The organism is Butyricimonas faecalis (assembly GCF_003991565.1).
In the GTDB taxonomy this organism is placed as follows: Bacteria; Bacteroidota; Bacteroidia; order Bacteroidales; family Marinifilaceae; genus Butyricimonas; species Butyricimonas faecalis.
The window spans coordinates 4,222,261-4,234,968 of sequence record NZ_CP032819.1 but is presented as its reverse complement, the minus strand read 5'-3'; the positions used below and the strand labels follow the sequence as shown (position 1 = coordinate 4,234,968).

Annotated in this window: 11 protein-coding genes; 2 read left to right on the top strand and 9 right to left on the bottom strand. The window is 43.2% G+C overall.

Annotated elements, in window-relative coordinates; all coding sequences use genetic code 11:
* Nucleotides 1-9: 9 nt before the first annotated feature.
* Nucleotides 10-1,050 (bottom strand): hypothetical protein, encoded by a 1,041-nt coding sequence (locus D8S85_RS18095; protein WP_106481714.1) that lies wholly within the window; start codon nt 1,048-1,050, stop codon nt 10-12.
* A 127-nt stretch (nt 1,051-1,177) separates the two neighbouring features.
* On the opposite strand from D8S85_RS18095, the gene D8S85_RS18090 reads away from it, so the two are divergent.
* Nucleotides 1,178-2,149, top strand: a complete 972-nt coding sequence (locus D8S85_RS18090; protein ID WP_106481712.1) for a type I phosphomannose isomerase catalytic subunit — start codon at nt 1,178-1,180, stop codon at nt 2,147-2,149.
* Nucleotides 2,150-2,328: 179 nt separating this feature from the next.
* On the opposite strand, the gene kdsA is transcribed toward D8S85_RS18090, so the two are convergent.
* From kdsA to D8S85_RS18075, 3 genes are all read right to left on the bottom strand, one after another.
* Nucleotides 2,329-3,126, bottom strand: a complete 798-nt coding sequence (gene kdsA / locus D8S85_RS18085) for a 3-deoxy-8-phosphooctulonate synthase (protein WP_106481710.1) — start codon at nt 3,124-3,126, stop codon at nt 2,329-2,331.
* Nucleotides 3,127-3,184: 58 nt separating this feature from the next.
* On the bottom strand, nt 3,185-4,459 hold the full coding sequence (locus tag D8S85_RS18080) for a replication-associated recombination protein A (protein WP_127075473.1): 1,275 nt from the start codon (nt 4,457-4,459) through the stop codon (nt 3,185-3,187).
* Between the two features lie 126 nt (nt 4,460-4,585).
* Entirely contained in the window at nt 4,586-4,894 is a 309-nt protein-coding gene (locus D8S85_RS18075; protein ID WP_106481706.1) for a DUF3276 family protein, read from the bottom strand.
* Nucleotides 4,895-5,189: 295 nt separating this feature from the next.
* Here D8S85_RS18075 and D8S85_RS18070 point away from each other — a divergent pair, with 295 nt between their 5' ends.
* Nucleotides 5,190-5,405, top strand: a complete 216-nt coding sequence (locus D8S85_RS18070) for a hypothetical protein (RefSeq protein WP_106625168.1) — start codon at nt 5,190-5,192, stop codon at nt 5,403-5,405.
* Between the two features lie 50 nt (nt 5,406-5,455).
* Here D8S85_RS18070 and D8S85_RS18065 read toward each other — a convergent pair whose 3' ends face one another.
* The 5 genes from D8S85_RS18065 to D8S85_RS22025 all read right to left on the bottom strand — a co-directional run bounded on the left by D8S85_RS18065 (nt 5,456) and on the right by D8S85_RS22025 (nt 12,616).
* Nucleotides 5,456-7,162, bottom strand: coding sequence for an Acyl-CoA dehydrogenase C-terminal domain-containing protein (locus tag D8S85_RS18065; RefSeq protein WP_106481704.1), 1,707 nt, complete (start codon nt 7,160-7,162; stop codon nt 5,456-5,458).
* 99 nt (nt 7,163-7,261) lie between these two features.
* On the bottom strand, nt 7,262-8,281 hold the full coding sequence (locus tag D8S85_RS18060) for an electron transfer flavoprotein subunit alpha/FixB family protein (RefSeq protein WP_106481702.1): 1,020 nt from the start codon (nt 8,279-8,281) through the stop codon (nt 7,262-7,264).
* Nucleotides 8,282-8,370: 89 nt separating this feature from the next.
* A complete protein-coding gene (locus D8S85_RS18055; RefSeq protein ID WP_106481700.1) occupies nt 8,371-9,243 on the bottom strand; it encodes an electron transfer flavoprotein subunit beta/FixA family protein in 873 nt (290 codons plus the stop codon).
* Nucleotides 9,244-9,422: 179 nt separating this feature from the next.
* The gene (locus tag D8S85_RS22030) at nt 9,423-11,240 is read right to left on the bottom strand and encodes a carbohydrate-binding protein (RefSeq protein WP_240648730.1); all 1,818 of its coding nucleotides are present in this window, start codon (nt 11,238-11,240) and stop codon (nt 9,423-9,425) included.
* Entirely contained in the window at nt 11,237-12,616 is a 1,380-nt protein-coding gene (locus D8S85_RS22025) for an ABC transporter permease (protein ID WP_240648727.1), read from the bottom strand. The genes D8S85_RS22030 and D8S85_RS22025 overlap by 4 nt, the downstream gene beginning before the upstream one ends.
* Nucleotides 12,617-12,708 lie beyond the last annotated feature (92 nt).

The following is a 12,708-nucleotide window of genomic DNA, read 5'->3' as shown; positions in this document are numbered from 1 at the left end:
CTCAACTTGCTATCTGCCAAGTAGGCATTTATCTGTCACGTACACGACTGCTTGTACGTGACTTTCTGCTATTACACTATTAGAAGCGACACCGGACTCCAACATAACAGCAGTCAAACGAAGAGTGTACTCTTTCTTGGAATTAATTTTATCCAATTTATTAATTTTCCCGATAGTACTCTCGTTAAGGATATATCTACCATTGTCATAAGGGAATAATCCACTCTCAAAATACACATCGGCTTCATTGTCCTTTGAATACACCTCCATCTTGTAATACACGTTTTCTCCCTCAAATTTATTCCACGTGATTTCCAACTGATTAGGATAGCCGGCCTTTATTGATGAAGTAAAATCAATGTCCGTTAATCGCATGGAACTGAAATTATCTGCCGTGATAAATTCGTCAAATTTCACGTAATCAGAGCCGATACGACAAGAGAAACGAACTCTTCGATCCTCTACCCGACTAATGTCAGCCTCTCCTTTCCAAACATTACCGTAACCTTTCAGTTCTATTTTATCGTCCGATAACAAAGCTAGTACATACCCCGCACGCATACTTCGATCGTTTGAGATCCGGAAACCAAGTTGGGGCTTACTTACTCCATCTACAAATTTATTTACCCAGAAAGCATCACCTGTCAAATTCTCAAGATAGGATGGCACCGTGACATATACCCGTTTACCCCATCCATTATTCACGACGAACTCACGAGACGTACAATTTTCCACCGTCCACATTTCGGTATTCCCATCCTTCCAATCCACGGCAAGAATGTTCTCCCCTTCATCCCGCCATGTTCCGGCTACCGAATCAATCACTCCTCGCAGATCAATGCCATTTATTCCCCCGCTTTTGTCAAAACGATGTATTTGCAGTACGTTTTCATCCGAGAATGACAAGTAATTCTTATTCGTGGTTCTATTGTAATACCAATCAACACCTGTCATTCGATTAATATCTAACATAAAATCCTTGTCATCGTCACTACAACCACTCAACCACAAACTCCCCACAACGAGAATTAACATTCCTAATTTCTTCATTTCACTCCGTTTTATATCATTAACCGTAATTCTATCGCAAAATTAATCCATAAATTATAATCCCCCAGTCACAAAATTCCTATCTTTGTTCTTAGTACAATAATTATGCCTAACAAAAAAATAAATCATGTTATACCCGTTAAAATTCCATCCAATTCTCAAAAAAAAGATATGGGGAGGTGAAAGATTAGCTTACAAAAGTAAAGAACACGAAGAATCCATTGGTGAAAGCTGGGAAATATCGGCCGTGGAAGACAATATTTCGGTGGTTTCAAACGGAATCCTTGCTGACAACGATTTGCAAGAGCTAATCGAAGTGTACATGGGCGACCTTGTCGGAGATCATATTTACGAGAAATTCGGGATTGAATTTCCTCTATTAATTAAATATATCGATGCGAACGATGACCTGTCCATCCAAGTTCACCCGGATGACAAGACCGCAAAAGAACGCCATAACGCCTACGGCAAAACCGAAATGTGGTACATTGTCGACGCGGAAAAGGATGCCTCCCTCGTGTTGGGATTCAATCAGGAAATAGACAAGGCAACCTATCTTCAGGCATTACACCAAAACAAACTCATGGATTTATTGAATGTCCAGAAAGTGAAAAAGGGGGAAAGCTTCTTTATTCCCGCCGGACTGGTACACGCTATCGGGAAAGGATGCTTGATTGCGGAGATTCAACAAACTTCCGACATCACGTACCGGATTTACGACTATAACCGGAAGGACGCTAACGGGAACACCCGCGAACTGCACACGGATCTAGCCACCGATGTGATCGATTATAGCTATCAACCACAACACCGGGTAAACTATACCCCTCAGGACAATCAATCCACAAGACTCGTGAAATGCCCCTATTTCACTACAAATCTACTTGTTTTTGACCGGGATATTGAAAAAGAGTATGTTCACCTCGACTCATTTGTTATCTACATGTGTCTGCAAGGCACATTCACCATCACAACCGGTGAATGTGACCCGGTGTTAGTCAACAAAGGGGAAACCGTTCTTATTCCCGCTTGCTTTAAAAATCTCACACTATACCCCGATGATATAACGCAAATCTTAGAAATATACGTGGAAGAGTAAGGTGGTCCACAAAGTTTATAAGGCAAAATTGCTTTATCCTGTTAAACAAACTACCCCCTCCAACTCCCCCTTACACAGAAGGGCTGCTTACCAAGCGGTTTCCCCTCCTGTGCAAGGAGGGGTTAGGGGAGGTAGTCGTTAAACAATCCCTTTATGGACCACCCTATCAACTTCATGAACTATCTTATCGCTTCTCTAATGCGAACCAGTTTTTCCAGTAATCCTTCGATCAGGTCCAAGCGCAACATATTTGCCCCATCCGATTTGGCACAACGAGGCTCAGCATGAGTTTCAATAAAAATACCATCTGCCCCCACGGCAATTCCGGCCTTGGCAATCGTTTCAATTAACGCGGGCTGTCCTCCGGTTACCCCGGAAGCTTGATTCGGTTGTTGCAAAGAATGTGTCACATCCACAACCACCGGACACTGGCAAGCTTGTTGCATGATACTGATGCCGCGGTAATCCACGATCAAATCCTGATACCCGAACGTCGTTCCCCGTTCTGTAACCATCACCCGGTCATCCCCGGATTCCCTCACCTTATCCACGGCGAATTTCATGGCCTCGGGAGAAAGGAACTGTCCTTTCTTGATATTCACCATTTTTCCCGTTTTCGCGGCAGCCACCAACAAATCGGTCTGACGACACAAGAAAGCCGGAATCTGTAACACATCCACGTATTCGGCAGCCATTTCCGCGTCTCGTTCCGTGTGAATATCCGTAACCACCGGGATGCCGAATTCGGCTTTCACCTTGGCCAATATCTTCAATGCCTTCTCGTCCCCGATCCCCGTGAAAGAATCCAGACGCGAACGGTTGGCCTTCTTAAACGACCCCTTGAACACGTACGGGATTCCCAAACGATCCGTCACCTTCTTCACGTGTTCAGCAATATTTAAAGCCATCTCCTCCCCCTCGATCACGCAAGGCCCGGCCAACAAAAAAAACATCTCCTGATTTATCAACTTATCCATGATACAACTTTAAATTTATGATTTCATTCTAAAATTTCAAATCCTATATCCTAAATTATCATCCCCTGTATTTTCTCCACCAAGCCTTCAGGCGCTCCAGAATCTTCGCTTCTTGAGCATTCGGTTGAGGCTGATAAAACTTCTTGTCCTTCAACTCTTCCGGCAAATATGGCTGGTCTACAAAATTTCCCGGATAATCATGCGGGTACTTGTAATCCTGACCGTAATTCAAATCCTTCATCAACTTGGTCGGGGCATTGCGTAAATGTAAGGGTACCGGAGAATTTCCGGTCTGTTTCACCGTAGCAATAGCCGCATCAATAGCCAGATAAGCGGAATTACTCTTCGGTGAAGTCGCCAGATAGATCACGCATTCTGACAACGGGATACGAGCTTCCGGCATACCGATTTTATGCACCACTTCAAAGCAAGTATTCGCGATCAAAATTGCATTCGGATTAGCCAACCCGATATCCTCTGCCGCAGAAATAATCAAACGACGGGCTATAAACTTCGGATCCTCTCCCCCCTGCAACATACGAGCCATCCAATAAACCGCCGCGTTCGGGTCACCTCCCCGGATGGACTTGATCATCGCGGAAACAATATCATAATGCTGTTCCCCATCCTTATCGTACATCAACGGGTTTTCATGCAGTTCCCGATGCACCGCCTCGTTATCGATCACAATATCCCCCTCGCCCAATCCATTTACCACCAACTCCAAAATATTCAACAACTTTCGGGCATCACCGCCACTATAAGAAATCATGGCCTCTTTCTCCTTCACCGTGATATTCCGCTTACTCAAGTAATAATCTTTGGTGACGGCACGATCTATCAGATCTTCAAGGTCTTTCTTTTCTTGAGATTTTAGCACATACACCTGACACCGGGATAAAAGCGGGGAAATCACCTCGAAAGAAGGATTTTCAGTCGTGGCACCGATAAGAGTCACGGTACCTTTCTCGACAGCTGCCAGCAAGGAATCCTGCTGGGCTTTCGAGAATCGATGGATTTCATCGATAAACAAGATGGGATTCGGCGTATTAAAGAATCGCTGTCCCTCGGCTTTCTGTATCACTTCTCGCACATCCTTTACCCCGGAACTCACGGCACTCAGCACGTAAAACGGACGTTTCAACTGTTCCGCGATTATCATTGCCAACGTTGTTTTCCCGACACCCGGAGGCCCCCATAAAATAAAGGAAGACACCACTCCCGAATCAATCATCTTTCGTAGCACCTTGCCTGGTCCTACCAAATGTTGTTGTCCGATATAGTCTTCTAAAGACTTCGGCCTCATGCGCTCTGCCAACGGCTTATTCTCCATGTTTCTCTTCTTTCTATCCTCACAAAGATACTCAAAATTCAATGGAGAAAAAACAAAAAAGGAGTTCATGCAAAAAGCGGGACTCACTGATCGTGCATCCCGCTTCCATATTTATTACAGTATCATTTACAGGTCCGTATTTCTTTCCGGAAGTTCGCCATTGATTGCAGCTTTTACCACGCCAATAGCCTCTTCTAAGCCCTCGACAAACTTGTCAAAGTCTTCTTTATACAAGAACACTTTATGTTTCTCGTAGCTTGGATTACCGTTATTATCAAATTTTTTCTTGCTTTCGGTGATCGTCAAATAGTAATCATTATTACGGGTCGCCTTCACATCAAAAAAATAAGTTCTTTTCCCTGCTTTCACTGCATTGGAATAGATTTCATCTCTATCATTCGTATCCATTCCGTCGTTTTGTTCGTATCCTTCCATTGTTTCTCAATTTTATTTGACTTTGCACCTCAAATGTAGAAAAAACAACGTAATAAATAGCCTTTTTTAATCTTTTTTTTTAACGATTCTTGTTTTTATACGAAAAAACCTCTCAAAACACCATATAAACACGAATTCATAGCCTCTTTCTTACCAATTTCGAATCAAAACTCCCTGTATTCTTAAAATTACAATTCATTGGGTATCTTTAAAATATCGCCATCAAGAATCCCCCTCCATTCCCTTGGGAAAACGAAGTAATATGGGTATATTTGTTTTATTAAAACAAACCATTATGATAGGAATCTACTTTATTATTATAGTCGTATTGATCGGCCTGGCTTTTATTGGCTTGGGGATCTCTACTTTTTTCAGCAAGAAAAAGAAATTCCCCGATACCCATATCGGGAAAAACAAAGCCATGAAAGAACGGGGTATCAGTTGTGCAGCCACAACAGATCGTCAAGAAAGAGAAAATTATAAACCCATTGAAATAAAGAAAACGGAATAAAAAAGGGAGGTCTTAACGCCTCCCCTTTTCATAATCATGCTTCGATTATATTATTTTTTATACATTCCCAAATCCTTCAATTCGAAATCATTGATAAATGCAGCATATCCTGCCACCTTTGCCTGACCATATTTCACGAAAATCTCGGCAGATTTAGCAAAACGATCGCAACGTTGAGAATCTAGCAACAGCAAGTAACCTAAAATAATATACCCAGCCATTTCAACCAAACGACGTGCATGGAAATCCACGTATTCCGTCTCTCCAACAGCCGTTACTTTTGTCACGGCAGCCTCGAATGCCCCGGTCATACCTTTCAATATTTCGCGAATATATTCTTGCTCCGGACAGATAGAAGCTTGCTCGTATTCTTCTCGAATTTGTTTCAAGAATTGTCCCGTGGTCACACCGCGGATGGCAGCCACGACCTGCAACTGAGAAGTCCCCTCATAAATATTAGTGATACGAGCATCACGAACCAAACGCTCAATCGGATAATCCTTCATGAATCCGGAACCTCCGTGAATCTGCAATGCATCATAAGCAATCTCGTTTGCATACTCGCTGGAGAACAATTTCAATAACGGAGTAAAAATATCAGCCAACTTCTGGTATTTCTTCATCTCCTCACGCTCCTCTTTATTTAATGTACGCTCGTTAGCGATGTGCGTGTAAGCTTTGTACATATCAACGAAACGGCTGGTCTCGTAAAGAACAGAACGAGCGGCTTGCAACTTCGCCTCCATATTGGTCAACATCTCGTACACAGCCGGGAATTCGATAATTGCTTTACCGAACTGGCGTCTTTCTTGAGCATATTTCAAACCTTCACGGTAAGCGGCTTCAGCAATACCCACAGATTGAGCACCAACACCCAAACGGGCACCGTTCATCAAAGACATCACGTACTTGATCAATCCAAGTTTACGCTCTCCCACCAATTCTGCCGGTGCATCCTTGAACACCAACTCGCAAGTCGGAGACCCCTTGATTCCCAATTTATTCTCGATACGACGAACAGTCATTCCACCGTTAGCTTTGTCATAGATAAACATGGACAAACCACGTCCGTCATGTGTACCTTCTTCAGAACGAGCAAGTACCAATGAAATGTGAGCATCTCCATTCGTGATGAAACGTTTCACTCCATTCAGATACCATTTCCCGTCTTTCTCACAATAGGTAGCTTTCAACTGTACAGACTGTAAATCCGACCCTGCATCCGGTTCGGTCAAGTCCATGGCGTAAGTATCGCCTTTAGCGGCACGAGGTAAGTATTGACGTTTTTGCTCCTCGCTAGCGAACTCGTGAATGGTTTCAGCACAATCCTGCAAGCCCCAGATGTTAGCAAAACCGCCATCACCACGGGAAACTAACTCTGCAGCCATCACGTAAGGCACCATCGGGAAATTCAACCCGTCATACTCACGCGGTAATGACATACCGTACAATCCGGCCTGAGTCAGCATATCATGATTCTGTTGAGTTCCGGCAGCATATTTTACCCGACCGTCAATTACTTCCGGTCCCTCGTGATCCACGCTCTCTGCATTTTCAGCCAGCACGTTACCACAAATATCTCCCACGATCTCCAACACTCTATCATAATTATCCATTGCATCCTCGAAATCACGCGGTGCGATTTCGCATTTCCCTGCATCCTCGAAATTGCGCTCTTTCAAAGCAACAATCTTCTGCATCAAGGGATGTCCCAAGTGGAACTTTAAATCCTCGTTATCTGTATAGAAATTTGCCATACCTTTTTTAATTTTAGATTTAGTGATTTATGATTTTAGATTTCTCCCCACAAAACCCCTCTTTCTTCGTAAATCCTCAATCGTAAATCGTAAATAATTTTACTTGCTATTCTTCTTATAATACTGAATCATCTTGGGGATAACCACGTTCAAGTCACCCGTGATCACGTAATCGGCAAATTTATTAATCGGAGCGTTTGCGTCCGTGTTAATAGCAATCACCATAGAAGACTCTTCCATTCCGGCCGTATGCTGAATCTGTCCGGAAATACCGCAAGCGATATATAATTTAGGACGAACCGTTGTTCCTGTCTGTCCGATCTGGCGTTCATGTTCACAGAACCCGGCATCAACAGCAGCACGAGAAGCACCGACTTCCCCTCCTAACACGGCAGCTAGTTCGTATAACAGATTAAAGTTCTCTTTTGAACCGACACCATATCCACCGGCAACAATGATCGGGGCAGCCTTGATATTCACTTTGGATTTCTCCATGTGACGCTCGATCACTTTCACCACCAAGTCGGTATCATCCAGATATTCGTCCACGTTCAATTTCTTCACTTCTCCCTGGTGTTGAAGATTGAAGATCTCTTTCTTCATCACACCTTCACGAACCGTCGCCATCTGCGGACGACATTCCGGGTTTACGATCGTGGCCACGATATTTCCTCCAAAGGCCGGACGAATCTGGTATAACAAATTCTCGTATTTTTTCCCGCTCTTGGCGTCGGTATATTCACCGATTTCAAGACTCGTACAGTCTGCCGTCAATCCGCTATGCAATGCAGAAGACACGCGAGGACCCAAATCACGTCCCACGCTGGTTGCTCCCATTAAAGCCACCTGTGGTTTCTCCGCGTCAAACAAACGTACCAACATCTTCGTGTGGGGTAACGTCGTGTAAGGAGCCAAGCGAGCATCGTCACCCACCCAAAGCACGTCCACACCATAAGGGAATACTTGTTTTTCAATACCTTTCAAGCCTTCGCCCAGAGCGATAGCCTCCAACTTCACGCCAAGTTTTGTAGCAAGGGCACGTCCTTTGGTTAATAATTCAAGACTCACGTCTGCAACCGTACCCTCTTCTATTTCGCAATATACAAATACACTGTTCATTCTGTAATTCTTTTATAATTTATGATTTATGATTTCATGATTTACGATTAGGTTCATCTAATCTAAAATCGTAAATCTAAAATCGTAAATTATCCAATTGTATGGTTAGTTATCAACTCTTTCATCATGGCATCCAACTCTGCATCCGTACCGGAAAGTACTTTAGCCTCTTTAGCTTGGAACACCACATTCTCGATATTCTTTACCTTGGTCGGCGATCCGCTCAAACCGAGATCCTCCGGGTTACTCTGAATATCGTTCACGCTCCATTCCGTCAATTTCAAATACGGACGTTCGTTCACCAATGCGAAATAATCCTCGTTAGCATCCTGCGCCTCTTGAGTACCTTTTGCATTTTTATATTTCATCACGAAACGGGCGTTTCTCGGACGACAAGGTGCAGCAGAACCGTTCACGGTCACCACGCAAGGCATCGGACAAGTAACCACTTCAATACCTCTTTCCAAACGACGTTTGATCGTCACGATCTTCCCGTCACAGCCTTGAATTTCTTCAGCATAAGTAACCTGCGGCAAAGCCAATTTCTCAGCCACCTGCGGACCTACCTGAGCAGTATCCCCGTCAATAGCCTGACGACCGCAAACAATCAAATCATATTCCAAATTACGTAACGCACAAGACAAAGCGTAAGAAGTTGCCAACGTATCCGAACCGGCAAAAGCACGATCAGACAATAAATAACCTCCATCTGCCCCACGGTACATAGCCTCGCGAATGATCTCGGCAGCACGGCCGGGGCCCATCGTCAATACATGAACGGTCGTCCCTTCAATTGTATCTTTTAATCTTAAAGCTTGCTCTAAAGCATTTAAATCCTCAGGATTGAAGATGGCAGGTAAAGCTGCCCTGTTTACAGTTCCGTCCGCTTTCATTGCATCTTTCCCCACGTTTCTCGTATCGGGAACCTGCTTAGCAAGAACAACAATTTTTAGTCCTTTCATATTAATATCCAATTTTATGTTCCAAGTGACATGAAATACTCCTTTGATTTACAACCAGAGACATGAACTCTCGTTACAGAATACTCCATATACCAAATATTTTCAACACTAATAAAATTTTAAGCGTGTAAAGATACTATTTTCCACTTAGAAATACAAAACAATCTCAGCAATCCTCTCTACTTTACCTTTACCCATTTCACGGCATCGGCAACAATACATGGGATGTACTCCTTAGAATCCCCGTGTCCCTTCCCTATAAGAAAAGAAGCCCCTCGATCATCCAAGACGACACGACATTCTCCCACCGGCAAAGTAAACATACCTAAAAAAATCCAGCCAGTATCGTCTTTTTCAAATTTTAAAACAACTTCCTCCTCCCCTTCCGGAGTATAAACTGTATAATAATTTTTCAACTCCGGACACTCCTTCCCGTCCGAAGGAGTACTGCCACTATAGGTTCTATAGACAAAAATCTCATATTTACTTGTTTCAGGAATATCTGCCACCCATTCCGCCTTACATCTACCTGTTCCGGCTCTCTTGACAAAAACACTAAGAACACTTTCCCCGTAAAACCAATCAAATCCGTTTGACAGGATAGGCTTTCCCCACGTGTTGACTTTAGGATTCAGGGCATTCGTGTATATGTCCTCGTTCTCTTTTGTGAACAGATCAGCCAATCGCTTTCGATCACCGATCGAATCAATCAAGTGGAAATCTTTATCTTCATTATCAACAACAATCTCTCCCGGAGGATAAAACTGCTCCCTCTCAAGTAACGTCACTCCTTCATCCGGGATCACATCATACTTTAAAACCTGTTCTCCATCAAGAGAATACGTTTTAGGCATATTCCCTGAAAAATTAGTAGTCAACTTCAAACCGTATCTCCCGTCTTCATGCACAACTATCCGTTTGCATTCCCCAGCTTTAATCAAGTAACTACGCCTATCTTCAATCTTATCCCTCCCGCTTTCTGTTGTCCCCATAGTGATAATCGATATTACCCCGTCCGTTTCACTAAAATTACCCACTTTGAAGTCCAAAACCTGCAACTCTTCCGTCTTTTTAATGGACAAATCTTTTATCCGCAACCACGGAATCGCACGGCTCGCGTACCACTCATCCAGAGTTTCTCGAATATTCTGCCCGAAACACCGTTCAAAATCGTCAATAAACATTTCAAAATCAACTTCATGAAAATGAGCTCTTGCACTAAATTCCTGCATAAATTGCTTCAAGGAATCCCTAGTCGTTATTGACGTCAAGTATCCTAGCAACTGAGAAACTTTTAAAGAAATCGCCAAACTTTGTTCCGAACCATATTCTTCCGCCATACATCCTTCCAATCCCTTTTCTACAACATGGTTCAATACTCTTGGACGTATTGTCCGATACAACATTTTTTCGTCCAACAACTCATTGTATATTAAATTTATTCCCCGGTATCTCTCGGAAGTCACACCACGAGTAAATTCCGTAAAAATACGGTCTATATTCATCCTACTTAAATTATAAGGCAGATTTTCGTAAAGCATCCCTTCCTGCACACCACCTTCCCCGGCAATTGCATCTGGTTTATAATGATCCGTTGTCGCAAACCGTTCCTCGAAAAACACAATTTCAGGCTGCACGTTATCCCCCGACAAAAAACCTCGTAAAAAGGAAGGAGGGGTCTCTATCATCTTAAAAAACTTAAAAGGATAAGGCTCCGCTTGATTCTCCTCTATCATCCCCTTACACATGTTAAATATTTTTGCCAACCTTTTCTCTCGCCCCGGCATCTCCTCTTTCAATACATCCCACTTGTCAAAATGCTTCATGTAGAAATCATTGCCCGGACCCGTATAAAACTCCACCGTCAAGGAATCGACTGTCACCGTCCGCTTCTGGAATTCTCCTATACAAAGACTCAATCCGGTCAGTTTTTGCACATTTTCAAATACAACATTACCCCCATTCATCTGCTGTTCACCTTGTGACACAACGGTCATATTCTCCCCGGGTTCTCAACCCGAAGCACATAACTCGTGAAATTCAACTCCTTACCTGCTGCTCCCCCGGGCAACACCGCCATCGGGTACCACATCACTTCTGGCAAGAGCAACGTATAACCTCGCGACACGAAAGCCGCACGTTTTCCGTAATTTTCATGGTACGAAGAATAAACAACAGGAGCGAAATAATCTTCGTCGAGAATTTTCACCTGATAAATATCCTCATCGATACTGCCCTCATATTCAATCTTTAGCTCGACTATCTCACCACAAGCCAACGCTCGTTCAACAACAACAACTTGACGATTTTTGCGAAAAGCCACTCTTTGCCCGTCGGATTCAATCTTAGAAATTTCGAGTCCCGGGTTTAAAAAAAGAGGGAACTTATCCATCTCCGCTTTCCGCCGATTCTGTATTTTCATTAGGCTCGTTGCTGAAAATTTATCCCCCAGGGGACGATACGTGATCTCGTGTTCAAGCACACGTGCCGTGGGGCACTTGCCGTATTCAAGAATAGCTTCCCTGAACGCACCCCTGTTTTTCAAGCGGGCTTGATACTTCCCGACATAAAGAGCCCCCAGGCACAAGGAAACCATCAAACACAAACAAGCGGGAACAATAAGGTAAAACTTTCTACCGGGAATATTGGGCAACCTTTTCACGAGAGAAGCGGCAAAACAAAGGAAACTAATTCCCAACCACAAAAAAGCCCCTCGTTGCATCAAATTCTCCTCGACATGTATAAATCCGACCAATGACGAAAAAGAGTCTGGCAACAAAGATCCCCGGAAATCCAACACCCCATACAAGGGGGACACCAAGAACGCATATGAAAAATAAAGAAAACCGATCAGAACAAACCAACTAACAAAAGGTAATTTCACCAACTTAGTAACAAGCAAAGACAAGCCGGAAACAAAAATAAGCGGAGGCAACACTCGCACGAAAAAATAAAAAAGAAATACCCAAAGATTCTCAGGCGAATCAGGCACGACTATATGGATCATCGCGCAAACAATCATGAAAACAACATCCACCACAAGGAACGGTAAGAAAATACCAAAGAATTCTCCAAGAAAAAAACGTCCATTCCCAACGGGACGGATAGAAAAAGTCTCTCGAGTTTCTGCCTTGTTCCGTTTCCTTTGAATATCACAAACGAGAAAAACAACAATCACCGATTGAAACAAATTCAAAAAAGAAATCCCTCGAGAAAAAACTGACGAAGCCAATGCAACATCCGACCACAGCACCTGTTTGGCATTCCACGGGATCAAAACACCCACGATGTAACCTAAAACCCCGAGAATAAAAAAGTAGAACAACCAATTTCTCCTTAATAATTTTTCCTCGTAAAAGATAATTGTTTTCATAACTGTTTTTTAACGTAATTAAGACACAAAGGGACTATCTAACAAGTCTTATTCCTATCAACAAGCTACCCCTTTACACAAGGGGAGGATTG